The organism is Streptomyces sp. AM6-12 (assembly GCF_044327085.1).
Taxonomy (GTDB): Bacteria; Actinomycetota; Actinomycetes; order Streptomycetales; family Streptomycetaceae; genus Streptomyces.
Genome location: NZ_JBIQWN010000003.1, coordinates 449,807 through 473,767, shown reverse-complemented (window position 1 = coordinate 473,767; position 23,961 = coordinate 449,807). Strand labels below are relative to the sequence as shown.

The 23,961-nt window shown below is 68.0% G+C and carries 23 protein-coding genes, 1 pseudogene and 1 CRISPR repeat array; of the genes and pseudogenes, 12 read left to right on the top strand and 12 right to left on the bottom strand.

What is annotated here, in order from left to right; genetic code table 11:
- The first annotated feature begins 348 nt into the window (after positions 1-348).
- From ACE4Q9_RS35420 to ACE4Q9_RS35380, 9 genes are all read left to right on the top strand, one after another.
- The gene (locus tag ACE4Q9_RS35420; RefSeq protein WP_397988861.1) at positions 349-2,874 is read left to right on the top strand and encodes a Helicase associated domain protein; all 2,526 of its coding nucleotides are present in this window, start codon (positions 349-351) and stop codon (positions 2,872-2,874) included.
- Positions 2,874-3,173 carry a hypothetical protein gene (locus tag ACE4Q9_RS35415; protein ID WP_397988859.1) on the top strand — a complete coding sequence of 100 codons (300 nt, stop codon included), beginning with the start codon at positions 2,874-2,876 and terminating at the stop codon, positions 3,171-3,173. Before ACE4Q9_RS35420 ends, ACE4Q9_RS35415 begins: the two co-directional genes overlap by 1 nt.
- Positions 3,170-3,724 carry a hypothetical protein gene (locus tag ACE4Q9_RS35410; RefSeq protein WP_397988857.1) on the top strand — a complete coding sequence of 185 codons (555 nt, stop codon included), beginning with the start codon at positions 3,170-3,172 and terminating at the stop codon, positions 3,722-3,724. Before ACE4Q9_RS35415 ends, ACE4Q9_RS35410 begins: the two co-directional genes overlap by 4 nt.
- Positions 3,636-4,277 carry a hypothetical protein gene (locus tag ACE4Q9_RS35405; protein WP_397988856.1) on the top strand — a complete coding sequence of 214 codons (642 nt, stop codon included), beginning with the start codon at positions 3,636-3,638 and terminating at the stop codon, positions 4,275-4,277. The genes ACE4Q9_RS35410 and ACE4Q9_RS35405 overlap by 89 nt, the downstream gene beginning before the upstream one ends.
- Before the next feature lie 882 nt (positions 4,278-5,159).
- Positions 5,160-5,624: a hypothetical protein gene (locus ACE4Q9_RS35400; RefSeq protein ID WP_397988855.1), complete on the top strand. Its 465-nt coding sequence runs from the start codon at positions 5,160-5,162 to the stop codon at positions 5,622-5,624.
- Positions 5,625-5,934: 310 nt separating this feature from the next.
- Complete coding sequence (locus ACE4Q9_RS35395; protein ID WP_397988853.1) at positions 5,935-6,669, top strand: DUF2589 domain-containing protein; 735 nt, start codon at positions 5,935-5,937, stop codon at positions 6,667-6,669.
- A 240-nt stretch (positions 6,670-6,909) separates the two neighbouring features.
- Positions 6,910-7,266: a hypothetical protein gene (locus tag ACE4Q9_RS35390; protein WP_397988851.1), complete on the top strand. Its 357-nt coding sequence runs from the start codon at positions 6,910-6,912 to the stop codon at positions 7,264-7,266.
- Positions 7,263-8,822, top strand: a complete 1,560-nt coding sequence (locus tag ACE4Q9_RS35385; RefSeq protein WP_397988849.1) for a DUF2589 domain-containing protein — start codon at positions 7,263-7,265, stop codon at positions 8,820-8,822. The genes ACE4Q9_RS35390 and ACE4Q9_RS35385 overlap by 4 nt, the downstream gene beginning before the upstream one ends.
- Positions 8,823-8,830: 8 nt before the next feature.
- Positions 8,831-9,622, top strand: a complete 792-nt coding sequence (locus ACE4Q9_RS35380) for a hypothetical protein (protein WP_397988848.1) — start codon at positions 8,831-8,833, stop codon at positions 9,620-9,622.
- A 118-nt stretch (positions 9,623-9,740) separates the two neighbouring features.
- Here the strand turns inward: ACE4Q9_RS35380 and ACE4Q9_RS35375 are convergent, their stop codons facing one another.
- The gene (locus ACE4Q9_RS35375) at positions 9,741-9,947 is read right to left on the bottom strand and encodes a hypothetical protein (protein ID WP_397988847.1); all 207 of its coding nucleotides are present in this window, start codon (positions 9,945-9,947) and stop codon (positions 9,741-9,743) included.
- A 960-nt stretch (positions 9,948-10,907) separates the two neighbouring features.
- On the opposite strand from ACE4Q9_RS35375, the gene ACE4Q9_RS35370 reads away from it, so the two are divergent.
- Genes ACE4Q9_RS35370 through ACE4Q9_RS35360 form a run of 3 tightly spaced genes read left to right on the top strand, consistent with a single transcriptional unit; the run spans position 10,908 to position 13,373 of the window.
- A complete protein-coding gene (locus ACE4Q9_RS35370) occupies positions 10,908-12,026 on the top strand; it encodes a DUF6192 family protein (protein WP_397988846.1) in 1,119 nt (372 codons plus the stop codon).
- 3 nt (positions 12,027-12,029) lie between these two features.
- Positions 12,030-12,458, top strand: a complete 429-nt coding sequence (locus ACE4Q9_RS35365; RefSeq protein ID WP_397988845.1) for a RacP protein — start codon at positions 12,030-12,032, stop codon at positions 12,456-12,458.
- A 60-nt stretch (positions 12,459-12,518) separates the two neighbouring features.
- Positions 12,519-13,373, top strand: a complete 855-nt coding sequence (locus tag ACE4Q9_RS35360) for an IS5 family transposase (RefSeq protein ID WP_397988844.1) — start codon at positions 12,519-12,521, stop codon at positions 13,371-13,373.
- A gap of 124 nt (positions 13,374-13,497) precedes the next feature.
- Here the strand turns inward: ACE4Q9_RS35360 and ACE4Q9_RS35355 are convergent, their stop codons facing one another.
- The 11 genes and pseudogenes from ACE4Q9_RS35355 to ACE4Q9_RS35305 form a co-directional block, all read right to left on the bottom strand.
- Positions 13,498-14,361: an acyl-CoA thioester hydrolase/BAAT C-terminal domain-containing protein gene (locus tag ACE4Q9_RS35355; RefSeq protein ID WP_397988843.1), complete on the bottom strand. Its 864-nt coding sequence runs from the start codon at positions 14,359-14,361 to the stop codon at positions 13,498-13,500.
- Positions 14,362-15,153: 792 nt separating this feature from the next.
- The gene (locus ACE4Q9_RS35350; RefSeq protein ID WP_397988842.1) at positions 15,154-15,729 is read right to left on the bottom strand and encodes a DUF6531 domain-containing protein; all 576 of its coding nucleotides are present in this window, start codon (positions 15,727-15,729) and stop codon (positions 15,154-15,156) included.
- A 510-nt stretch (positions 15,730-16,239) separates the two neighbouring features.
- A complete protein-coding gene (locus tag ACE4Q9_RS35345; RefSeq protein ID WP_397988841.1) occupies positions 16,240-16,530 on the bottom strand; it encodes a hypothetical protein in 291 nt (96 codons plus the stop codon).
- A 35-nt stretch (positions 16,531-16,565) separates the two neighbouring features.
- Positions 16,566-17,282 carry a hypothetical protein gene (locus tag ACE4Q9_RS35340; protein ID WP_397988840.1) on the bottom strand — a complete coding sequence of 239 codons (717 nt, stop codon included), beginning with the start codon at positions 17,280-17,282 and terminating at the stop codon, positions 16,566-16,568.
- Positions 17,283-17,418: 136 nt separating this feature from the next.
- Positions 17,419-18,620, bottom strand: a protein-coding gene (locus ACE4Q9_RS35335) for an IS3 family transposase (RefSeq protein WP_397988839.1) whose coding sequence is annotated in 2 segments (ribosomal slippage) — positions 17,419-18,335 and positions 18,335-18,620 — 1,203 coding nt in all. Because the reading frame shifts where the segments join, the coding sequence is not laid out codon by codon here.
- Between the two features lie 308 nt (positions 18,621-18,928).
- Positions 18,929-19,993: direct repeats of the CRISPR family, unit length 29 nt; unit sequence GGGGCCATCCCCGCGGGCGCGGGGAGCAG.
- Positions 19,994-20,203: 210 nt separating this feature from the next.
- Positions 20,204-20,539, bottom strand: coding sequence for a polyprenyl synthetase family protein (locus ACE4Q9_RS35330; RefSeq protein WP_397988838.1), 336 nt, complete (start codon positions 20,537-20,539; stop codon positions 20,204-20,206).
- An 80-nt stretch (positions 20,540-20,619) separates the two neighbouring features.
- A pseudogene (locus tag ACE4Q9_RS35325) lies at positions 20,620-21,507 on the bottom strand (DNA/RNA helicase domain-containing protein); the annotation flags it as partial.
- Between the two features lie 38 nt (positions 21,508-21,545).
- Positions 21,546-21,857 (bottom strand): hypothetical protein, encoded by a 312-nt coding sequence (locus ACE4Q9_RS35320; RefSeq protein ID WP_397988837.1) that lies wholly within the window; start codon positions 21,855-21,857, stop codon positions 21,546-21,548.
- Positions 21,858-21,987: 130 nt separating this feature from the next.
- On the bottom strand, positions 21,988-22,533 hold the full coding sequence (locus tag ACE4Q9_RS35315; RefSeq protein ID WP_397988836.1) for a hypothetical protein: 546 nt from the start codon (positions 22,531-22,533) through the stop codon (positions 21,988-21,990).
- A 73-nt stretch (positions 22,534-22,606) separates the two neighbouring features.
- Positions 22,607-23,170 (bottom strand): kinase, encoded by a 564-nt coding sequence (locus ACE4Q9_RS35310; RefSeq protein ID WP_397988835.1) that lies wholly within the window; start codon positions 23,168-23,170, stop codon positions 22,607-22,609.
- Positions 23,167-23,922: a DUF6042 family protein gene (locus ACE4Q9_RS35305; protein ID WP_397988834.1), complete on the bottom strand. Its 756-nt coding sequence runs from the start codon at positions 23,920-23,922 to the stop codon at positions 23,167-23,169. The genes ACE4Q9_RS35310 and ACE4Q9_RS35305 overlap by 4 nt, the downstream gene beginning before the upstream one ends.
- Positions 23,923-23,961: the final 39 nt, after the last annotated feature.

Genomic DNA, 23,961 nt, shown 5'->3' with positions numbered 1-23,961 from the left:
GGGCCTGCCGCCTGTGGAAAGGGGGCGAGTTGAGGGAGCGTCAAGATGCTGGCCTTGTTTGCGATAAGGCAAGACTAGAGCTTTCAGTCACGTTAGAGGGGGACCTCGTGGATCCGTGTGCTTCATTTTGGAACCGAGATAGCATATGGAATCAGAGTACACCACCTCGGACCCGCCCTGAAGGGTTATCAAGGTCCATCCCGGGGCCTTGCCGGCGCTTCGGCGAGGCCGAGTAACCAGCCGATCACGTCCAGTCCAACCGTAGCTCTTGCGGCTCCTCTACGTGCAGATTTCTTGTTTCCTGCCGCTCGAATCGACCGGACGGCACTCCAGGAGAAGGCAGGCGATATGTCGAGCACAGACCGCGTTGACCAGCGCGAGGCAGCCCAGCGAGAAGCCACTGACGCGGTCGTGCACGCCCTCGAATTGCCTGCAAGATCACTTGTGCCCGAACGGGGGCTTCGAACGCAGGTGATCATGGCGACCGGGTCCGGGAAGACCCGGGTGGCGGTCCGCAGCGCGGAGGAGCTCCACGCGGGCCGTGTGCTGGTGCTCGTGCCCTCGCTGGACCTGCTCGCCCAGACCGAGGCCGCGTGGCGCGAGGGGGGCCGCCGGGGGTCGATGCTCGGGGTGTCCTCGCTGCGGGGTGAGGAGGTGTCCTTCCCCAACACCACGGACGTGGACGAGCTGGTGGAGTGGACGCGGGGCCTGGACAAGGTGACTGTGTACGCCACGTACGCCAGCCTCGGGCTGGGCACGCTGGAGCGGGCGCATGCCAGGGGCCTCGCGCCCTGGGACCTGATTGTCGTGGACGAAGCCCACCGCGTTTCGGGCCGGATCGGGAAGCCGTGGGCGGTCGTCCACGACAACCAGAAGATCCCCTCCCTGCGCCGCCTCTACATGACGGCCACGCCCCGGCTGTGGCAGCTCGGGGACGACGACGCGACCGGCGCCCCCGGCGAGCTGGTCGCGAGCATGGAAGACGACCCCGAGGGCCCCTTCGGGAGCCGCTGCTTCACCCTGACCCTCTCGGACGCCATCGACAGGGGAATCTGTGCCCCCTACCAGGTCGTATGCGTGGACGTCACCGACACCGCACTCCAGGCCGCGCAGCTCCTGGGCGCCGAAAGCCGCTCGGCAGAGGTCCGCGGGGCCCGGCTCGCCGCACTGCAGACCGCTCTGGTGAAAGCGTCAGCGGAGGAGAACTTCCGGCGCACGCTCGTCTTCCACCACGTCGTCAAGGAAGCCGAAGCCTTCGCGGCGGGCCTCCCCGACGTCGCCGCCCAGCTGCACGCCAGCGACCCCGAGCTGTACCCGAAGACGATCTGGGCGGACTGGCTGTGCGGCGACCACAAGCCGCTCCACCGCCGCCGCCTCCTGGGCGAGTTCGCGGCCGGGATCGCCACGGACGGCACCGTGGTGGAGAAGTGCTTCCTGTGCTCGGTGAAGGTCCTGGGCGAGGGCGTAGATACCAAAAACTGTGACTCCGTGTACTGGGCGGACGTACGCGGCTCCATGCCCGACCTCGTCCAGGCCGTGGGCCGCGCCCTGCGGATGCAGCCCGGTGAGGGCAAGGTCGCCTCGCTCGTGGTGCCGGTGCTGCTCGGGCCGGGCGAGACGGCGGACAACATGCTCACGAGCCGCGCCTTCGGCGGGCTGGCCAAGCTGCTGGAGGCGCTGCGGGCGCACGACGCGCGGATCGTGGAGAGCCTCGCGGAGCAGCAGGCCCCGAGCCGCTACAAGCCCGTCAGCAAGGACGACAGCAGCAAGGACACGGGCGGGAGCGGTGAGGGCTCCGGAGGCGTCAGCGCCCCCGCCAAGGCCCTGCTGAAGTTCTCCACGCCCCGCGACCCGGCCGCCCTCGCCGCGTTCATCAACCTGCGCGTCCTCAACCCGGAACACGAGCACTGGCGGCGCGGCGTGGAGGCCGCCGTCATCTACGCCCGCGAGCACGGCGACCTGCGGGTGCCGTTCACGTTCCGGGTGCCCGCCGTCGACGACCAGGAGCAGGGGGAGGAAGGCGCGGTGTGGCCGGCCCCGCTCGCCGGGTTCCCGCTGGGGCAGTGGACCGCCGACGCCAGGAGGTTCTACGCCCGCGGTGACATGGACGAGGACCGCGTCGCGCAGCTGGAGAAGCTCGGCATGATCTGGTCGCACTACGACGTCGCGTGGGAGGAGGGCCTGTCCGCCGCGCGCGGGTGGGCGGCCGAACACGGGCACCTCCTGGCCCCGCTGGACGCCACGTTCCAGGGCTACCGGGTGGGCATCTTCCTGAAGAACGCGCGGGCCGCCGCCCGGAAGGCACAGGAGAGCGAGCAGCGGCGTGCCGAGGGGCTGCCGGTGGAGTCGTCGGCCGGGGCGCTGTCGGAGATGCGGCGCGAGCAGCTGGAGGAGATCGACGCCTCCTGGTGCCCGAGCTGGCCGGTGACCTGGCAACGGTGCTTCCACCTGGTCCGGATGCACCTGGACGCCGGTGAGGCGCTGCCCACCGAGGCGGGCGACGTCGTGCGCCAGGGCGAGGATCTGGGGCGGTGGGTGCAGTCGGTGCGGCTCGGCTGGGACGAGCTCACGGCCGTGCAGCAGTGGATGTGCGAGCAGGTCCTCGGGATCGAGCCCGCAGCCGAGGACGAGAAGCCCAAGCGCCGTACACAGGCCGACAAATGGGCGATGCACTACGAGGCCGCCCGCCAGTTCTACAAGCGCGAGGGACACCTCCAAGTCCCCCGGAAGCACGTCGAACGGATCGTCGGCGAGGACCAGGAGGAGCGGGAACTCCGGCTCGGGGCGTGGATCGGGAACCAGCGCAGCCGGGCCGCGACGCTGACGCCGGAGCGGATGGAGCTGCTGTCCGCGATCGGGATGCGGTGGTCCTGATGGTGGACGTCGTCGCCACCGCGGCCGCCGCGCTCACGGCCGGCTATCTGCTCGGGCGACTGCGCCCGTGGCAGCGGCTGGGCGACTGGGCGGCCGATCAGGTCCGCTTCACCGGCACGTGGGTCCGGGGCGGTGCCGCCCGCCAGGCCGTCGTCGTCCTGGCCCACGCCGTCACCGCGCCGCGCACCAGCTGGCGCATCATGCGCGCCCCGGCCACCGACACCTCGGTGCCGGTGCCCGTGGGCGATCCGGACTGGGCCGCCCACCGCACCCGCCACGACAAGGAAGGCACCGCGTGAGCACCGAGCAGCATGACGCCGACGCGTACGGCCAGGAGCTGGCCCGCATCAGCCACCACCAGCACGAGGCCACCGACGCGCGGTTCACGGTCTTCCAGGCCCTGGCCGCCGCCGGGATCGGACACGAGCAGGCCGACGACATCGTGGCGACGCTGGAGGCCGGAGCGGTGGCCGGCGCCCACACCTGGATCTCCGAGAGCAGCCCCCCGCACAAGTCCGAGCCGCGGTTCGAGGACGGCTGGTTCGCCGGCGTCCGCGACGTCGCCCCCGCAGTCGCCGGCGGCATCAGCGGCTTCCTTTCCCCCGAGCGGATCGAGGAGCTCTCCAAGATACGGCGAGCAGGCTCGGGCCGACGTGCTCCACCTGGCCCAGTCGGCCGGGCGCAGTTCAAGGTGTCGTGCGGTGATGGCGGAGCGGCACTTTGTCGCCCTGTCTCACGATGCTTCGAGGAAGGAATCGGGCATGTTCACGGAGAACCAGTTCTGCGCCGCCGCCAAGGCGGCGGCGCAAACGTACAAAGACGCCGGGCTAGGCAGTACCTGCCAGGGTGAGGCCGCCTTCTCCGATGCGCACATCGACCTGGCTTGGAAGGTCTACCACGGTGGAATCGAAGCGTTTCAGCAGCTCGGCGACAGGTTCGAGGGGTTGCTGATCGGCGGCCTGCGCAACGAGAAGGATCTCGTGAGCCAGGGGGCGGGGATCACCAAGGAGCTGAAGGGCGCCTTCCTGGTGATGAACGAGACGACGCGCAAATACGGCGGTGCGATCCTGGACACCGGCAACTGGTCGGTCCTGGTAAACGACTCATGGCTGCTGGCGGGAGTACATCAGCAGCGGGCGTTCTACTTGGCCTCGGACCGGCGCAGGGCCAACCTGTGGGACGACCAGAACAACCGGATCCGGGTGTTCACCCGTGAGTTGGTCGGTCTCAACGCGTTCGGCTATCAATTCGTCCAGCACGACTACCCCGCGTTGGGCGAGGTCATGACCTGCCGCCGGCAAGGAGCAACCAACGTCGACTTCCTCGCGTATCAGGGCAAGATCGCTGAATCCGAGAGGACCAACGCCTGGAAGCGCCTGGTGAAGGAGCCCACGCCCGCGTGACCACCCAGTGGGTGCGCCAGCTGTTCTTGGGACTTCACGAGACCACGGGCGCATCCGCCCAAAGGGTGCAAGCCGTTCGCGGGAGCCGCCCCGGGCAAGATGGACCGAAATCCGAACGATGGCCTGTCGCTGGTCAGGGTCTGCGGGTACTGAGGCCTTCGGGTTATCGTCGGGCAGGGCCGGCTCAGCATTCTTGTGCGCGTTCGCTCACCGCGTAGCCAGCCCGGTGTGACAGCCCGGTCTACCGTGACTACCGGTAGGAGACTAGGGATCAGGCTCGGCAGATCAGCCGCTGCCGCCATGACAGTCAACCGAACGGTTGGCGTGGTGGCACGAATCCGGCCGCGCGCTGGCGGCATCTTTGGCGAGCGGCCGACTCGTCGGTCCATCCGTATCCTTATCCCTTTGTCCTCGCGCCGTCCGGACGTCAGACACGTCGGCAAGGACGGGTGCGGCCGTTTGCACCAACCTGCGCGGCGCCGCAGGGCCTGCCCATGCCGGTGTCGGTGCTGGTTGAGGAGTGTGGTGTGACCCGGACTGTGTCCGAGCAGGCTCCGGTCCGGCTGGCACCCCATGCGGCGTCTGCATGGATCGAGTGGACCGTCCACGGCGCGGGAAAGTCTGCGCTGTTGCGCCGCAACGGCAGGATGCCGCAGGTCGCCGGCGAAACCGCGTCGGCCGCCGAGAACGCGCTGCAGAGCCACTATGAAGCCGCCGCAGCAACTGACCCACTTCGGCCGCCCGGTCCCCGGGTCGCACCGCACCACCGCTCTGACAGCCATCACATGACCACGCGAATCGTGCGGCTGGTGCACATCGGCAGCCGGACAGCAACTACCGGTCCGCCCCCTCTGCCCGAGCCCTACACGTAAGGACGAAAGCATGGCCACGACACCCGACCGCAGCAGTTCGCCGGCTCCCTCGAAGAGCGCTCCCGCACCGATCGTGAAGGTGACACCGGGCCCGTACAAGAACTCCATCAAGGACCTGGAAGTTAAGGACGGCGCGAACAGCAAGCATCGCGGGATCAAACTTGTCCTACCCGTCGACGTGCTGCGCAAGGGCGCCAAGGAGCCCGAACAGCAGACCCTCCAGTGCGTCTACCGGTTCGAGCCTGACCCGCACGAAGAGCCCAAGTACAACAAGCAGCAAGAAGCCTTTTACCAGAACGCCGCCGCCTGCCTCGTGGCCAACGTCACCCAGCACGGAAAACTTCCCGAGGCCTCCGACAAGTTCGAAGTCGTGTTTGCCAAAACCACGTTCATCCTCACTGGCATGCAGCACCCGATCGGCCACGGTTTCAAGATCAAGACCGCACCGGACGGACCTCCGAGCGACGGCCACTGACGGCTTTTAGACGGGGTCGGTGGATCGAGAGCCTGTCCTGTAGACGGCTCTGTCTCAGCGCACCGGCCGGCCGCCCGTCTCGGCAGTCGTACGGTCCCAGCAGATGCACTGACCGGCACCCCGGCGGGGCTGGTCGGTTTGGTCTCGGCGTGGTGGCCACCCTCCAGCAGAATTACGACTTCACCTTCGGTGTCGTTCTTCGTTCTGGTGTGCGCCCGTCCGGGGGGCCATGGCGTGTCAGGAAGGGAGTCGGGAACGGCCGCTGCAGAAGATCGTCTCTAGATCCAGTACCTGGTGGAGGGAGTGTCTGATGGCGGAGGCGAGGAAGACGAGTCCGGCGAAGAAAACCGCGGCGGTGAAAAAGACGGCGGCGAAGGCGACGGCCGAGAGGCCGGCGCCGGGTGCCTCCGGCGGTACGGACTCCGCACCGTTCGTGGCGGATGTCCCGTCCGTGCCCGGCGAGGACCCGAAGCCGCCGGTCGATCTGGGGGCGGAGCTGTCGCTGCCGTTCGAGCAGATCATCGGCGGGCCGCTGCAGGGCGTGATCCGGGCCAGCGCGATGGCCGCGAACGAGACCGCTCAGTTCATCAACAACGTCGGCTTCGATGACAAGAACCAAGCCAAGATGGTGAAGTTCTCCTACGAATCGGCGGAGCACGGAGAAGCCGACAAGACCACCACACCGGAGAAGATGGTGGTGACGAACGTGGAGGTGCCGCTCCTCGCGGTGGTGCCGATCCCCTATCTGCAGCTCTCCCAGGTGACGCTCGACTTCGATGTGAAGATCGACTCGGCCTCGGCCCGGAAGCAGGAGAGCACACTCGGCGGCGAGGCGGCGATCAGTGGCGGCTTCTGGGGTGTCACGGCTTCGGTGAAAGCCAGTTACAGCTCGAGCAGTTCGAGTTCCGACACGGTCAACCGCAGCGCGTCGATGAAGGTCCACGTGGAGGCGCAGCAAGGACCGATGCCAGCCGGCATGGAGAAGATCCTGACAATGCTGACCGAGAACGCCGTCACCGTTAAGCGAGAGAACAAAGCATCATAATACCGACCCTTACGTATTCGTCTGCGGAGGCCGGGTGCGGCACTGCCCATCAGGGTGCCAGTGCTGCGCCCTGCCGCAAGCGGTATCCGGCGCCCACGCCAGCACGAGAGGCGTGTCCCGTGCCCGGATCGTTTCTCGTATTCCTTCGTTCGGGTTACTGGCGATGTCGGGGGAGGTGCTGGTCGCTGCCGCCGTCAGAATGGGGCCGCGAACCGGGAATGAGCCGAACCGAGGAATGCAATGAGCGAGTTGACGATGCGACTGCTGGTGCAGGGTCTGCAGCAGGCCGTGGCCGATGCCGACCGGGCGGTGCGCCGCGCGCAGGAGCCGGACAGCGACTGTGTGGGCATCCAGCCGCAGATGGCCATTGACGACGTCACCTTCACCGTCTCCTTCGTGGCCGACCAGGTCGCTCCGTCGTTTGACTCCAGCGACGCCGGACAGGAGGTTCGCATCGTTGTCGACCAGCAGGCCCTTGCCGAGGCCACGCATGTGAACACGGTGTCGTTCACCGTTCGCAACCGGCCCGTGGAGCGGCTCGAGGTCAACGGCCGCCACCACATCGTCCCGGCCGGGGTCGCGGGGGATGCGCGATGAGCGACGATGACATCCCGGTCGGCGCGCTGCTCGGCGCGGCGTATCAGGCCGTGGTCCACGGACAGGATCTTGCCGCGCGTGAAGCGGTCGAACTGGTCAAGGAGCTCGGATTCGACAAGGACGGCACCGCCAAGCCTTTCCGCTTCGCCTACCAGCGCACCGAGGCGACAGAGGCCGGGCCGCAGGTGCGCACTGTGCATGCCACGGTGCCGCTGCTGTCGCTGGTCAGCCCGCCGACACTCAGCATCGACAAAGCCGCGATCAGCATGAGCCTGCACCTGGTCAGCCAGGACATCGAAACCGAGCCCGCTGACGCCTCCACCGCGGACGGCGAGACGCCGGCAGCGCAGAAGATCACGCCCAGGCTGAAGGGGCGGATCGTCCACAAGGACGCCGGCAATGCCGTCATGACCATCGAGTCCACCCTCAAGCAACGCGATCTGCTGGGCAGCAGCCGGCTGACACAGCTGCTGGACGCCGCGGTCAGTGACCGTGACCACCTCTGGTACCAGGTCTTGGACCAGGCGGAACCGTTCCGGGAAGTCGCCACCAAGCTGATCGACGCCGTCAACCAGGACGGCTCCACGGGGAATGCCGTGGGAGTGCGAAGGTTTCTGCAGCAGCTGTGGCAACTCAAGGAAAGCGTCACGGACGCGGTGAGTGCCTTCCGCGACGGGCAGCCGGAGAAGATCCCCCAGCTCCACCAGAGGTGGAACACCGAGTGCGTGAAGCTGGCCTGGATCGACCGGCACACCGAGCCGGAGTCCATGACGCAAATGCGGCGGACCTTCCTCGCCACCGCCACAGCCGTGTGGAACGCCCTCCTACCCGGTGCGCCGGTCGCCGAGTTCGGCCCGCCCCCCGTGAAACAGCTACAAGGCCGGTTCGAGTCCGCCGTCACCGCACTCGCTGCTGCTTCACCGGACCTGGCAGGTCTGCCCGAACGGCTGCGCCGGCTCAGGGCGGCCGTCGCGCAAGGCTGCACCGCTCGCGACTACAAGGAGCCGGACGATATCACCGCAGCCCTGGGCCGCTACAACAAGATCGCCACCGAGATCCGCGGAATGTGGAATCCGTCCGTACTGAGTCGCGAGTCCTGGGACGCGCAGGACGTACTGGCCGCAGCGGCCAAGGAGGTGTGGGACGCACTGGTACACGGAGGGGAACTGGAAGACTTCCGCGTAGATGTCGCAGGACTGGAAGCCAAGTCCACACAAGCCCTGCAAGAACTGCTCAACCAGGTGAAACCATTCCCCGACCCAACACAAACAGCACTGCTTGCTCGGGCGTACAAGCCTGCGTTTGACGCGTTGAAGAAAGCTCAGATCGCTTGGAAGTCACGGACACGCCACCCGCAATACGTGGTCGAGATCACTGGTTTTCTTAATCAATTCAATTACGAGATCAGCCGCATTGAACGGCGTGAATACTCGCGAGCCACGAAGAGCGCGTGGAACGATGCTGTCCGGGACTGGAACGGGAAGGCGCATCAGTTCTGGGGACACCTCATCGACATCACAAGCCACAAGGTGGCCGACATCGACTCCGTGAAGTGATCGCGCCCGTGGCAGAAGACGCCGGCATGGGCCGGACGCCCGCATCCCGCGGGGAAGGAGAGGGAGGCGAGGGACAACCCCTGCTCCTGGCCGCACTGCTCATCCAGGCGTGCCGCACGGTGCTGGACGGACAGATCATGGCGGTGAGCGCCGGACTGCAGAGCGCCGCCCGCAACCTGCTTACCTGTGATGACGACGGCCGCCCTCAACCCGTCGCACATCTGGCGGCCGCCGGCCCGGTCCGCAAAGCCCGGCACGTCGCTCTCGCCGACCTCTGCGGCTGGCCTCTCTACGGTGTCGAGTCCGCTCGCATCGTCCTGCACCTGACCACCCCCATGCCGCCCGGACCGGACGGCGTCCTGCGCTGCGCGATCGCAGCGACGACCGCCACGGCGACCATGACCGCCACCATCCGGCTGTCCACCCGGCCCGGTCCCCGGTCGCTCGCCGACGAGCTCGTGGCAGCCGCCCTCACCTCTGCCCCGCCCACCATCGACAGCGACCGGCTCTCCGCGACAGCCCGGCGGGCCGTCACGGCCTGGAGACACCTGCCAAGCCTGTACCGCGGCATCGACCAGATGTCCGCAGAAGCCCCCGGACACGCGGCGATCCGGGCCGTGGAAGATCTCGCCGAAGCCGTGTGCACCTGGTGCGCGGGCGGACCACCGGTCGAGGTCCGACTCCTTGCAGCCGCTCCCCGCCCCGAGACCCTCGACCCCGACGCCTCTCCCACCCTGATCGCTCTTGCCACCGCGGTGGCAAGACTCTGCAGCGTCCTCGGCACGACCGACTCATCATGACCCCTACCAGGGACGACAGGGCCACCTCGATGGTCATCGGTGGTCCTTCGCCGGAGGTCCGGCGGAAGGTGGCCGGGGGTGGCGTCGCGGGTGACGCCACCCCCGCTTGTGCGGCGGGTCAGGCGAAGTAACGGGCAGCGGCCGGTGCGAAGGCGGGTACGAGGACCGCTACCAAGACGCGGGAGGACTTGACCGCAGAGCGAGCAGCGTGCAGCTCGGCGCGGGCGGCATCGAGGTGGGTCTCGTCCGCATCGGTCAGGCGCAGCTCCTCGCGGACAAACAGAACCCGGCGGTGGGTGGCGAGCGCAAAGGCAAACACGATCACGGCCTCCAGGACCTGGTCCCGGCGCCGGTCGGCGCGCTGCTCGTCGCAGGCAGTACGCGTGGTGCGGTGCTGGACCAGGGACGGTCCTCGATCACGAAGCCTGCAAACAGCACGACACCGTCGCGCGGTGCATCAACAGGCTCAGGCACTGGGCAGGACTGGCCACTCATTGGCGAAAGACCCGTGCTGAAGCACGGGCCCTCCACTCTGTCACCGTGCGTTCTGCCAGCCGGACGGCGGCGCCGGGATCAGTTGAAGATGCCGGTCTCCCACTTGCATCCTGACGAGACACCGGTCGTCTTCAGTGCCTTCAGGCTGGCGCTGTTCGGTCGGACGTGACATTGGTCCGGAGCAGAGGAGATGGCCGTTGATGACATTGGTGAGGGTGTGCTGGCTGGCGTGCCACTTCCACTGGGTAGCGCCGGGGGTAAGTGCCTGTTTTCGATCCCCGGTTTTGAGTAGCTTTGGGCTCTAGGCTGGCTGGGTGTCCGAGGACGCCGGGGAGGCCGGGGAACGGGTGTGTGGGGGCTGCGGTGAATGGCTGCGGTCGGATGCACGGCCCGCTGCCGTGTACTGCTCGGCGGCCTGTCGTGCCAGGCGGTGGCGCCGGGACCGCCGGTTGCGCAAGCGGGTGGCCGCGGAATTGAGTGGTGCCGGCCGGGCCGAGTGCCCCGAGTGCGGGGCGACTTGGGTGGCCGGGGTGGACCGCCGCTCGAACGCGGTCTACTGCTCGCGGCGGTGCGTCACGAGGGCCTGGAGGGCCCGGAAGGAAACGTTCGGCGAACGGTCACAGTGACCGCATCGCGAACGCATCTGAATCCCAACCCCGGTCAGAACTCGGTCAATTACGGTCGTACGTTGTGATCGTCGTATTTCCAGTCTGACTCTCGGTCGGGAAGCGAGCCGGGTCTCGCCACGGCTGCGGGCCGTGCCCCGGGCTCGCGGTGGGTGGTGGATGCCATGCCCGAAGAGATCAACGACGCCGACAAGGTGGGCAGCGTCAGCGCGAACCGGTACGCGGAGATCGTGGCCGAGCTGCGGAAGCTGGTGGAGACCGCCAGCCGGATCCAGTTCACGGTCGGCGACTACGCGCTCGAAGTCGAGCCGATGCGCGAGGCCGGAGGCCAGGAGCGGAGCGACTCGCTGTTCACGGTCAAGGAGTCGCTGTTCCGTCTGGCCGAGGACATCGGGCTGTCCTACGCGATGGTGGACAAGGCCCGGTGGACCGCGTCGAAGTGGCCGAAGGACCGGCGGGTGGCGGGGGTGTCGTTCACGGTCCACCAGATCCTGGCGTCGATCGCTGACGACGAGGAACGGTTCGCCACGATCCTCAGCCCGCCCGAGGGGAAGTCCCGCTGGTCGCCGGACGAGGCGAACCGGAGGGTCGGTCGGCAGGTCGTCAAGCCGGTCACCCCGCAGGAGAAGGTCAGCGCCATTCACACCCTCGCCCAGGACGAGGAGATCGCCGCAACCATCACCGGTGATCTGCTGCGGCGTCCGGCGGTCGTCGCGCAGGTCAAGGACGAGGACAAGGTCCGGGCGGTGGAGGAACTGACCCGGGAGGACCAGGTCGCCGCCGCCGTCGCTCCGGACTTCCTGCGCCGTCCCGCCGTCGTCGCCCGCGTCGCCAAGGCGGACAAGGTGAAGGTCGTCGAGGAACTGACCCGTGACGAGCACGTCGCCGCCGAGGTGACCACCGGCCTGCTGCGCAGGCCGGACGTCGCCTTCAAGGCGATGTCGGACGACACCGCTCGCCACCAGGTCAACCACGCCCAGGTCGAACGCGGCCGGCAGGCCCGCGAGCACTTCGACGAGACCAGTCCCGTCGCCCCGGCGATCCGCAACATCGACCGGTCGGTGGAGTTCCTGGACCTGGTCACCGCCTGCCACGCGTTCGTCGCGGCGGCCGGCCGCGTCGTCCCAGGCATGCGCGACCGCCAGCTCGGCGACGACGAACGCACGATCGTTCACGAAAACGTCGCCCGCGTGAGGGCCACCCTGGACTGGATCGAGATCGCGGTGGACACAGGCAAGGTGGACGTCGACGGCGAACTGGCCAAACTTCTGCAAGGTGAGTAGGCGATGCCCCGCGCTTCCGAGCGCAGATCACCCGCCGCCCAGCGACACGCCGACACCGTCCGGTTCGTACTCTTCGAGGCCCGGCCGGCCGGTCTGACCTTCCACCAGCTGGTCAGATCCAGCGAACTGTCGCCCCACCAGACCCGGGCGGGCCTTGCCTGCCTGCGGGACACCATCGCTGAACGCGGCTGGCCGCCCCTGATCTGGACCCGCCCGGACGGCTACAAGTTCTGCTCGGACCCGGCCGAGCTCCAGGCGTACGAGGTCGCGATCATCCGGGAGAAGCTCACCGAGATCCGCCGGTTCATCACCGGCGTCGTCGCCCCACACGCCGTCCTCCAACCGAAGGGCCGCTGGATCAAGCACCTGAACACCCAGCTCAGCTCGGTCGAGTCCACCCTCGACGTGATCGCCGACTACATCGACGCCTGACCGGCGGGGCCGGCCGCTTACCGGCTGGCCCCGCCCCGTCCTGGAGGGGAGGGAAACCCGTTGCCGCGGCGACGCTGCTACCCCTCCGACACCTGGGACGACGAATGGGCCCTGATCGAACCGCTGTTGCCGACACCGGCCTGCGAGACGAAGGAGGGAGGCCGGCCGGAGAAGCACCCTCGCCGGGAGATCGTGGACGCGATCCGATACGTGGTCGACACCGGCTGCAAGTGGCGAGCCCTGCCCAAGGACTTCCCGCCCTGGCGCACGTGTTACGGCTTCATGGCCCGCTGGGCAGCCGCCGGCGTCATCGGCCAGATCCGTGACCAGCTCCGCAAACGCATCCGCCGCGAGATGGGCAAGGCGCCCGGCGCGGTCGCCACCGTCATCGACTCCCAGTCCATCAAGGCCGCCGACACTGTCGGGAAGGACTCCCGCGGCTACGACGCCGGCAAGAAAATCAACGGCCGCAAACGGCACCTGGTCGTGGACACCAAGGGCCTGCCGCTGTTCGTCATGGTCACACCCGCCGACATGACCGACCGCAACGCCGCCAAGGACGTCCTGTTCCGGCTGCGGCTGATGCACCCCGAGATCACCATCGTCTGGGCCGACTCCGCCTACGCCGGACAGCTCGTGACCTGGGCGAAGACCTACCTGAACCTGACCATCAAGGCCGTCAGCCGCCCGAAGAAGGTCCCCGGGTTCGTCGTCCTGCCCCGCCGTTGGGTCGTCGAACGCTCCCACGCCTGGGTCATGCACGCCCGGCGGCACGCACGCGACTACGAACGGCTGGTCCAGCACTCGGAATCGCTCATCACCTGGGCCGCCATCACCCTCATGACCAGGCGAATCACCCGCCGAAGCTCCCGTAGAAGCGGACAGCCCGCCTCCCACGAAGCACAACGAGACTGATCACCGTGGCCCTGACCGCGGTCAGGGCCACCGAGAGGTCACCGGGCCCTCGGGCCCGACCCAATTGTTGCACCACCGCAGTTGCTAGATCGGGTGACCGAAGCTCCAGACTGGCTCATGGCTCTCAGATACCGAGGACTGTCGCCAGCACAGTCGGCCAGGCAGCCGTGCCGAGTATTGCATCCGCTTCGGGAGTACCGCCGTGGTCGAACCGGACGGATGGGGGCGGAGCCACCTCGCCTGGGAAGACGGTTCGGTGGCCCGCGTCCGCTCGGGAGATCAGAGCTGCCTTACGGCCAGTCGTGGCGTGCCGATCCGCGAGTTGGTGGGCGAAGCGCAGGGATGGCCACATCCGGTCCGCGCCGCCGGCGATGAGCACCAGTTCGGCTGTGGCCTTCTCCACAGGGATGGCCGCGGCGGGGAGCCGGTCCGCGTATGCCGCCAGACTGCGTTCGTACGAACCGAGCACGGAAACCGGAACGTCCTCCGGCTCCGTCGGCGTCCAGGAGTCGTCGTAGGGGATGAAGGGCAACGGCTGCTCCTGCCAGGTCCAGCAGGAGCGATAGGGGTGCTCCCGACCGTCGCGGCCAGGACCGATGTTGGCCCAGACAACCGATGTCGGGGCCAACGCAATCACGGCGTCGGCGCAATCCGACAGGGTGGACACCAAAAGCGCGGCCTCGGCGCCCTTGGAGACACCGAGAATGCTGACGCGTTTGGCGCCGCGCTCGCGGAGCAACTCGGTCGCAGCGACGAAGGTCTCCAGCGCCACCTCGCAAATACCCGGCGGCTGCCCGCGTCCGCCAAACCACCGGATTGACGCTGCGGTCACCCCGGCACGAGCGAAGAGCCGGCACCGCTCGCGCTCGATCCGTCCGCTCGATCCGGACAGCACCATGACGCCCACGTCGGTGGGGTCAGCGGCCGGCGTGGCGAGGAAGCCCTCCCAGGGAGCGGCCAGCTCGTACTCGACGACCTCAGCGGCCATGACACAACCCCCTGACTCCTGACCGCTCACACTCCGATGGGCACGAGCCTACCGATCACCAGTCCGCAACTCCTCAAAGCTCGACAGTGCGGGCCGCTGAACAGGGAAAACGCCACCGGAGCTTTGGAAACAGGCACTACGCGGGATTTGAGTACGGGTACTCACGTGTACTCATGAGTACTCACTGCCGCCGCCACAGGTCGCTGACAGTGCGTTCGAGTAGCCGGGGGCGCCTCGTGCCCGCCCCCAAAACAGCTTCGTCCGACGCGCGCGGTTCCTCGTCCGGCTGTCGGCTCGTCCCGGCAGGGGGCGCGGGCTCCGAGGTCGGCGGGGCCCGTGCCGAAAGAAGAGGTCGGAGCGTGCGGCCTTGAGGCGCTGGTAAAGCGCGGTTGCCGACGGCAAGCCGGATGACCTGTTCCACGTCGGCGTCGGTGATCTTCCTGGGGACACCCGGCTTCGGCTCGTCGGACCGCCGAAGGGGTGTGTGACCCGCTGCCGCGGGAGATGGCGGCCTCCATGGACGACGAGCAGGTCTTCGGGCCGGTCCTCTACAAGCTCAGCCTGGCGTCGGCGGCGTCGCGGAAGCTGCTGGCGTGAGGCAGGTCGAGTGCGGCAGGATACGGAACCAACGAGGCTCCTGCGCTGAGGAGTCGAGACGTCGAACACCTCTCTCAACGGCACAGGAGCCTCGGGCGTTGTGGACGTCGGCCTCATCACCCGATCAGTGGCCACCCTGAAAATGCTCAGTGCGTTGGCCTGCCAAGAGCTCGTCGGCGCGCGGCAGGCCAGACCTCAACTCTGGATGAGACGGCCCTGGGAGTCGTAAGAGTAGGTCCGCACCTTGCCGACTACGTCTGCGACGCGCACCAGGTAGCCCTGGTTCGTGTACGCGTACGTCACCCGGCCGCCGTCTGCGAGGGAAACCGTGAGAAGCAATCCTGTACTGCTTGTGTTGAAGCTGGCCACGCGGCCCTCGGCGTCTGAGACAGACGCGATCCGTCCGGCTGCCGTGTAGGTGAGCCTGAGACCTTCACCGCTGCCGTTTATGACCCCACTGAGGCGTCCGGTTCGATCGAAGTTGCGCACCAAGTTCCCGCTGTCCGACGCCAGGGAGTAACCCCCTCCCGTAGCGGTCAGCTTGTACGCCGTGTCCTCAGGCGTGCTGTAGGAGCCGTCACTCTGCTTGGTGAAAATCACCTTGGTGCCGTCCGCGTCGTCGAGAACCACCGTCGTCGTGGATACCGCGAGCCTTGCCTCAAGGGAAAGCCTCCAGCCCTTGCCCAGGAGCCCGGACGGGGCTGCAGGATCCCAGTGGTAGAACCTCGTCAGGCTGAACGGAACCCCTCGACTTGCAACTTCCGCATCCACGACACGCAGATCACCTGCCGAGACCCGAACCGCACTCGCGTTAGCGGTCGGCGCGGTTTTGGGCGAGGCGGCAGCTACCTGAGTAACACTCATCGCTGCTATACCCAGTCCAGCTAAAGCGAAAGCGACATTCTTTCGAACGTGAGACATCATAGTCTTTACTCCTTGAGCGTATCGGGCTGGCATTAGGCATCCAGCATGGATTCCATGGGGGCTGTTTCTCGCCGTTGTGTGTGCTGGCCGCGAGGGGACTGCCGAAGCCGCTGTACTCGGCTGCGGCCTGAGGCAGGTTATTGTTGGGGTCCCAGAGGGTGGTGCGCAGCAGGCCGGTGCCGGTGTTGGAGGCGCTGGTGCGGTTGCCGTCGGCGTCGTAGCCGTAAGTGTCACCAAGGGCGCTACCGGATATTGGCCGGTGAGCCCAGGTCGCCACGCCTCGTGGAGCGTCCCGGGCTCACCGGGAGGATCAATTCTGGGCGGGCTTGACTCCCGGCCAATGTCACGTCGTGCGCATCACCAATAGGTCCGCATCACGGCCTCAGGCGGATGACCCCTGCGTTTCCACTCCTGAAACAGTGCGGCGACCACCACGACGAAATCCTTGCGTGTCACCGGGTTCGGGTTCTCCACGCTCCCCGAACCCCTGCGCGCCAGCATGTCGCCGATCGGTACGGCACTCGGCGTGCAGGGGCGGACCACTTCGGTGTCCTCACGGAGGAGGACATGACCCTTAGCGCTGTCGTCGATCTCCCAGTCGTAGACGATTCCTCCGTCCGCGACAGGGCCCCGCTTGGTGATGCGCACACTCGCCGCCATCTGCCCCAACTCCCGTAGACCGGTCACCAGTAGGATAGGCCACCCTCCTCATAGGGAGCGTTCTCGTTCCAGGTGAAGCCCGCATCCAGCGTTGCCTGGTGCGCCCTGCGGTAATTCTGGTCTCCGTGGTCCCGCATCCAGGACGACTCGTAGAGCTCGTGGCGCAGAAGGTCAAAGTCGCTGCTGTGCGGAACACCGTCCTGTAGCCGCTCCCAGGCTCGCGCGATCCTCGGATTGGCGTCAAATCGCATCATCCCAGCGTCCAGTTGGTGTTTTTCTACGAACAGGTGATTGAAGATCTGGTCGATGTCCGAGGCCGAGAAACCGTGCGGCGCTGCGGTTTGCTTCACCGCTCCCAGTTGTGGGTCGGACCGGATCGCGTCGTAAGCGTGATCCGCCCATTCCAATTCGAAGTCGATGTCACCGCGCGGTCTACGGAATGACGAACCGCCGGTCTGCGCCTCCGTCTCGGCCGTGATCGCGTCCTTTTCCCACCCTGTGAGTCCGCCGATGCCCGTGAGGAGGATCTGCTGGGTGAACTGGTCGGCGGCGGCGTCGTACTGGTCGGCGAGTTGGGCGCAGCCTTGCTGGCGGAGCATGTCGGCGGCGCGGTAGAGGCGGTAGGCGGGGCGGACGGGGAAGTATTTGTCGACGAAGGCGCCTGCGCCTCCGTTGCGGCCGGACGCGGCGTCGGCGAGGTCGCCGATGAAGGTGAAGGGGAGTTCGGCGCCTTCCTTCAAACCGCTGCCGATTGCTTCGAGGCGGCTGGTGATCGGGTCGTACCAGCTCTGGCCCGACAGGTCGACGGCGTAGGTCGGCCGGTCACCGGTGTAGGCGTAGGCGGAGGGGGCCTTGACCCGGAATCTTGGACACGGGCTATGCGGCTTGGGCCAGGGTAGTTGATGTTGTGGCGAGTGCTGTCTCGTAGGCGATGGGGCTGCGTTGTCCGAGGCGGGAGTGACGGCGTCGGGTGTTGTAGCGGTGCAGCCAGCGGAACGCGTCGAGGCGGGCCTCGCGCTCGCTGGACCAGCGCTTTCGGCCCTGGAGCGCCTCGCGTTTGAAGGTCGCGTTGAAGGACTCGGCGAGTGCGTTGTCGGCCGAGCTGCCGATCGCGCTCATGGACTGACGGACGCCGGCTTGGCGGCAGGCGTCGGCGAATGCCCGGCTGGTGTACTGGGCTCCGTGATCGGTGTGCATGATCGCCCCGGTGAGGCTGCCGCGGGTTTGTTCGGCGGCTGCCAGGGCGTCGATGACGAGGTCGGTGCGCATGTGGTCCGCGATCGCCCAGCCGGCCAGGCGGCGTGAGGCGAGGTCGATGACGGTGGCCAGGTAGAGGAACTTCCCGCCGTCCACGGGGAGATAGGTGATGTCGCCGACGTACTTCGTGTTCGGTTTGCGTGCCGTGAAGTCGCGGCCGATCAGGTCCGGGGCCTTCGCCGCGGCCGGGTCCGCGATCGTGGTGCGGTGCCTGCGACGCAAGCACACGCCGGCCAAGCCGATGATTCGCATCACGCGCGCGATCCGCTTGTGGTTGACCCGCTCGCCTGCCTCGCGGAGCTCGGCGGTGATCCTGGGGACGCCGTAGGTGCCGTCCGACTCGCGGTGCACGGCCCGTATCCGTGCGGCGAGAGCGCCGTCGGCCGCCTGCCGGGCGGCCCGGTCCGCGGCCGTGCGGCGCCAGTAGTAGAAGCTGGAGCGGGCGATGCCCAGGATGGTGCACAGCCGCTTCACGCCGTAGCGGCGCTGGTGGTCGGCGACGAACTGGAAGCGGTTCACCAGCGCGTCTCCCCGGCGAAATACTTCGCCGCCTTCCGCAGGATCTCGCGCTCTTCCTCCAGCTCACGGATCTTCTTCCGTAGAGCGGCGTTCTCCGCTTCCAACGGCGTCGGCGGCTCGGCCGGCACCTCCGCCCGGCGCCCCCGGGGCCGGCTCGCTCCGGCCGCCCGGACCCAGTTCCGCAGGGTCTCGGGGTTGATCCCCAGATCGGCGGCGACCTGCCTGATCGTCGCCTCGGGCCGCGACTGGTACAGCGCGACCGCGTCCGCCTTGAACTGCGGCGGATAGTTCTTCATGACCACGAGATGTCCGTTCTCAGATCCTCAGGATCCAGTGTCTCGTGTGTCCAGGATCAAGGGTCAAGGCCCAACCCCTTTCGACAGCGCAAGGCCCGGACCCGGCGTCCGAGCCTCGTCGTGCCCGGGATCTTTCTTCCCGGCCGCTGCTGTCCGCGTCCCGGCTCCCGGCCCTACCGGGTGAAAGAGCCGTACCGCCAGGACGAGACGCAAGCACCTGGCCCTGTCACTGTCCCGCCCACCATGTCGAACTCACGCCGGAAGCAGTACCGATGAACACCCGCCAGACGCCCCGACAGCCTGCTTCCAGACACGGGACCACCCCCGCGAGCGCGGGGAGCAGGTGTCCGGCATCCTCGCCCAGATACGGGCCGCGGGACCATCCCCGCGGGCGCGGGGAACAGTCGTGTTGGGTGGGGTCCATGTAGAGCCTGAAGGGGCCATCCCCGCGGGCGCGGGGAGCAGGTGAACAGGCCGGGCTCGGTCTGCTTCAGCTTGGGGCCATCTCCGCGGGCGCGGGGAGCAGGGCTCGCCGTCGTCACGGCCGGGCTGCGCGAGGCGGCCATCCCCGCGGGCGCGGGGAGCAGGGCAGGTCGACCGCGAGTCGGTTGACGCTGCCGGGGCCATCCCCGCGGGCGCGGAGAGCAGTTCCTGAATGCCAACGCGAGGGCCGCTGCGTTGGGGCCATCCCCGCGGGCGCGGGGAGCAGACCACGCCGAAGCCACGCTCTCTGATCAAGCGGGGGCCATCCCCGCGGGCGCGGGAGCAGAGAGGACGGAACCGATGGCAGCTTGGCGGGAAGGGGCCATCCCCGCGGGCGCGGGGAGCAGTGCTGGATGCCGGCCGCCGCTTCCTTGGCGGCGGGGCCATCCCCGCGGGCGCGGGGAGCAGACAGTCATGACGAGCCTCGACCTCAACGCCGCGGGGCCATCCCCGCGGGCGCGGGGAGCAGTAAACCCCGGTCGAGGTGACCTGGTAGTAGTTGGGGCCATCCCCGCGGGCGCGGGGAGCAGTCTACGACATCGGCCTGCACGCGCGCGTCGTTGGGGCCATCCCCGCGGGCGCGGGGAGCAGAAGTCCAGGGCCATCCCGAAGCGCATCGCCGCGGGGCCATCCCCGCGGGCGCGGGGAGCAGAGCGCCCTCCTCCTCGAAGTCGTGAGGCAAGAGGGGCCATCCCCGCGGGCGCGGGGAGCAGCACAGGCCGCACTGGACGGTCACGAGGCCGCCGGGGCCATCCCCGCGGGCGCGGGGAGCAGGTCCTGTCGGCCGTGCAGGTCGCCCTCGCCATGGGGCCATCCCCGCGGGCGCGGGGAGCAGACCGTCACCGCGTCCGCCGCCGTGGCTGGCGTGGGGCCATCCCCGCGGGCGCGGGGAGCAGACTGCGTGACCTGCGGCTTTATCGCTCCACGGACACATTTCCGTGGACTTTTGCAGAATCCGACAAAAGCGCCATACCGGCTCCTCTCCCTTAGCGGGGGCCGCAAACGAGCATCGTAGCCCTCACCACCTATTCGACGTCGGTGCAGGACTCCCGCAGAGCCCCGAGCGCGGTCTGCGGGTGGCTGGGGAACCGCTCGCGATAGGCGTGTTAGGTGGACAGGCCGCCGCGGCGGGTGCGGCTGTCGTCGATGAGATCGTCATGCACCAGGCCGTGGGTCTGGAGCAGCTCGATGCTCAGGGCCGCGGCGTCCAGTGCCTCAAGGGGCTCGCCCGTCACCAGACGTGCCGCCTCGTGCAGCACGACGACCCGCATCCGCTTCCCGCCCCGGAGGGACAGATCCCTCAGCAACTCCAGGCACTCCGGGGCGAACCGGCTGAACGACGGTGCATCGAGGGATGCGCCTACTGCGTCGAAATACTCCTCGAAGCGTTTGTTGAACCGCTGCTCGCATTTGCTTGCACGCTGAAGGATCTCATGGCTCATGTTTCGTCTTCCTGCTCAGGCGCTGTCCGACGCGCCTTTGAGTCTGCAGCGTAGGTGGTGACTTCAGGTGGTGCTGTGGTTCAGGTGGGCTGCTGGAAGGGCGCCGGCGGGTCGGGCGCTGCTGCGGTCGGTGCGGGGACCAGCTGGCGCAGTCGTGTCTGGGTTTCCGGGTCGGTGGAGTACAGGAGGGTTCCGGACATGCCGCGGGTGAGGAGGACTTTGTAGGTGTTGCGGACCAGGCGGAGGAAGGCGGCGCTGTCGGTGCCGTCGAGCGCGGTGTCCCTGCTGGCCTGAGGGTTGGGGAGCCAGCGGTCCCGGCGCCAGACGAGGTCGTCTCCGAGGATGACGCCGTTCCAGTCGTACTCGAAGCCCTGGGCGGTGTAGATGCAGCCGACCTGGCCGAAGCCGTTGGGGTCGGTGGCCCACAGCCAGGACGGGGGGACGCCGTCGAGGCGGGACTCACCGCGCAGGTTCCACGGCTTGCGCCAGGAGCCGATCGTGATGTCGTCAACCAGACGGCCGCGGCGCGGGCTGCTCCATGGCCAGCAGAAGCCGGCCGTGATGCGGGCGGTGAGGTGCTGTGCCTCCTTGGCCTGCAGGAGGTCTTCCATCTGCTGGGGGGAGTCGACCACTCGGACGTGGAAGGTCCGCTCGTCGGCCCACTCGGTGGCGGGCTCGTCGGTGAGCTGCAGCAGGCGCAGGACCCACTGTTCGTTGGCGCGGCTGCCGCCGTTGCGGAACTGGCCGTTGAGGTCGATATGGCGTGGGCGCAGGCCTCGGGCGGCGGCGGCCTGGTCGATCGCTTTGCGGCTGCCCATCTCGCCGGGGCGTACGACCTGGTGGTCGTCCAGGAGGAAGACAGGGACGCGGGCGGCGTCGAGGAGTTCGTCGATCTGGCGTACCCCGCGGTGGCGGACGGAGTGGGCGCGGATGCGGTGGGCCTCGTCGCAGATCATCGCACTGGCGTGCGTGTAGGCCTGGGATCTTCGGGGTGCTCCCCGGCGAACTACGTTGTAGTGGGGACGGGATGAGTGAACGAAACCGGCTTGCCGGTGGCGTGGGAGTAGTCGATCTCCCTGCTCGTGGACTCTCCGACGTACCCGCCGGGGTTGACGACCAGAACCCGGTCTGCCAGGTCGATCTTGCGCAGATGGAGGGCGTCGAGCACCGCCTTCTGCTCGTCGGTGACCGGCCCGTCCGCTTCGCCTGGCGCGACAACGATGACCCCGGCGAAGGTCAGATCACGGTTCACCGCACGCATCTCGTCCATGAACCGGGTAGAGCCGCAGATGCAGACGATTTCAGGTCGGTCGGGCACAGCTCATCCTTTCGATCGGCGGGAGGTTAGTGGGTGACACTGCATCAGTGTTGACCGGCCGCTCAGCCGTCGGCTCGTTCCTCCTCGGTCGCAGTCATCCTGCGGACCATGTCGATCTGCGCGCGGATCTTCATGTCGAACAGGGCTCCGGATCGCCGTCGGGTCCGGCGTTCACAGCCAGCAGCGAGGCGACTTGGCTGGCAAGGACAGTGACCACGCCGGCGGTCCCCACTGGGCGGCGGACCTCGATCAGTTTGCGCACGGCGTCGTCGATGCGGTCCATGGCCTCTTCGCCCTGGAGGAACAACTCGAGCCGGTCGGCGAGGAACATCCGGACGACCGCCACACCATCGGCCAGGGCGGTGTCCACGTTGAAGTCGGCGCGGGCCTTCTCCGACTCCTTGAGCACGGCCGGAATCGTGTACGTCCGCTGCTCCGGGATGAGGCCCTCCTTTCGCCACTCCGCGTACGGGACGGGGCCGACGGCGTCACGGCGTGCACGGTGTTCGTTGGTGGGGCGGCTGCCCGCGGTGCGGCAGGCCGGCCCGGCGGCTGTCTTGCAGATCGGGCATTCGACGCGGCGCATCCACGAGCGCACGAGATCCATCTCGGCGTCGGAGCGGAGATGGCGTCGCCACTCACCGCCCCACGGGATGCTCTGCGATCCGTTTTCCACGCCCTTTGTCCCCCTGGGTCCGGTGGTGAGTGCCGTCTTACCGTGAAGCTGACCGTACCGGCGGTGACGCCCCTCAGCGGTCGATCGGGAGAATGCCGTCCAGGCCGCTCTCGGAGCGGATCTGTTGGACCGTGTCGTCCAGGGTGCTGGCCGCGTCGATGACGGTCTCCAGGCCGTTGGGGAGCAGGTCCTTCTCTCGGTACCAGTCGCGTAGGTGGCCCTCGTTGACGTGCGCGAGGTACTCAGCGTCTGGTTTCGTCGCGTGCCGGAGCACCGTCTCCTCGAAGGGCACGTTGAGGTAGTAGCACCGTGTGACGCCCTGGTGGGCGCGCACCAGGTCCTGGAGCATCGGGCCGTAGCGGTCGGCGTACAGGATGCCCTCCAGGACGACGTGGAAGCCGTTGTCGAGCGCGTAGCGGGTGGTGAGGTCGATCAGGCCGATGTTCGCAGCCCCGGGCCGGTCGCGCTCGCGCAGCACGAGGCGGCGCAGGTTGTCCTGGGCGACGATGGCGAGGTTGCGGCCGAACTTCTCGCGCAGGCCGGCCGCGACGGACGACTTGCCCGAGGCGCTGTTGCCGCGGAGCACGATCAGGCGTGTGTCGCTGGTCCCCACGGTGCCGTGCACGGCCTCAGTCACCCCCGGCTGACCTGGATGCGGTTCTCGTGGAAGTGCTCCCAGTCCATGACCAGGCGGAAGCGGCGGTGGGCCTCCAGACGCTCCGCGTCGGCCGGCTCCTCGCCGCGCTGGACGCGGGCGTCGCCGGATTTCACGAGTTCTGCGAGAGCGAGCTGGACGTCGTCGACGTCCTGGCCCGTGGCTGCCGCCAGCCGGTCCAGGGAGGTGAGGGTCTCTTTCGGTTCCCCCAGATCATCGACCAGGTGGTCGATGAGGGTGTCGAGGAGCGGGCCGGTGCGCATCGTCCAGCGGATCGAGTCGAGGCGCTCGGTGAGTTCTGGGTCCAGGGGCAGCAGGTCGCCGGGCAGTGGCAGCGCGGCGGGCATGGACCATCGGGTGCCGTCCGGCGTCTCTTCGCGGCGGGCCAGGCCCCACGTCAGGTAGAGCTCGGACAGGTCCCGCACGGTGGTGGGCACCGGGAAGCCGGCGGTCGTCAGCATGGTGCTGAACTGCTCCCAGCGGGCCGCCTCGCATGCCTCGCGGCCTTCCGGCGCGGCCTCGTAGTCCCATTCCTCATCCGGCCAGGAGAAGGTGAGCGCGCCGTCGAGGTCGCCGCCGATCATGTCCCAGTGCCCGTCGAAGTTCTCGTGTACCAGGTCGTCCAGGGAGCCGATGAAACCGGGCTGGCACGCCGTCCCGATCAGCATGGTCAGCGGGAAGCCCTGGCGGGGCAGGACGTGCTCCCAGCCCGACACCCACCAGTCGTTATGCATCGCCATGTCCCGGCGCGGCCCGGGAACAGACGCTTTCTC

Bases quoted from the DNA above. Each gene is read 5' to 3' on its own strand.
- ACE4Q9_RS35385 (WP_397988849.1), top strand. From the start codon at position 7,263: ATGAGCGACGATGACATCCCGGTCGGCGCGCTGCTCGGCGCGGCGTAT.
- ACE4Q9_RS35400 (WP_397988855.1), top strand. From the start codon at position 5,160: ATGGCCACGACACCCGACCGCAGCAGTTCGCCGGCTCCCTCGAAGAGC.
- ACE4Q9_RS35330 (WP_397988838.1), bottom strand. From the start codon at position 20,539: ATGAGCCATGAGATCCTTCAGCGTGCAAGCAAATGCGAGCAGCGGTTC.
- ACE4Q9_RS35390 (WP_397988851.1), top strand. From the start codon at position 6,910: ATGAGCGAGTTGACGATGCGACTGCTGGTGCAGGGTCTGCAGCAGGCC.
- ACE4Q9_RS35370 (WP_397988846.1), top strand. From the start codon at position 10,908: ATGCCCGAAGAGATCAACGACGCCGACAAGGTGGGCAGCGTCAGCGCG.
- ACE4Q9_RS35305 (WP_397988834.1), bottom strand. From the start codon at position 23,922: ATGCATAACGACTGGTGGGTGTCGGGCTGGGAGCACGTCCTGCCCCGC.
- ACE4Q9_RS35415 (WP_397988859.1), top strand. From the start codon at position 2,874: ATGGTGGACGTCGTCGCCACCGCGGCCGCCGCGCTCACGGCCGGCTAT.
- ACE4Q9_RS35420 (WP_397988861.1), top strand. From the start codon at position 349: ATGTCGAGCACAGACCGCGTTGACCAGCGCGAGGCAGCCCAGCGAGAA.
- ACE4Q9_RS35365 (WP_397988845.1), top strand. From the start codon at position 12,030: ATGCCCCGCGCTTCCGAGCGCAGATCACCCGCCGCCCAGCGACACGCC.
- ACE4Q9_RS35395 (WP_397988853.1), top strand. From the start codon at position 5,935: ATGGCGGAGGCGAGGAAGACGAGTCCGGCGAAGAAAACCGCGGCGGTG.
- ACE4Q9_RS35405 (WP_397988856.1), top strand. From the start codon at position 3,636: ATGTTCACGGAGAACCAGTTCTGCGCCGCCGCCAAGGCGGCGGCGCAA.
- ACE4Q9_RS35355 (WP_397988843.1), bottom strand. From the start codon at position 14,361: ATGGCCGCTGAGGTCGTCGAGTACGAGCTGGCCGCTCCCTGGGAGGGC.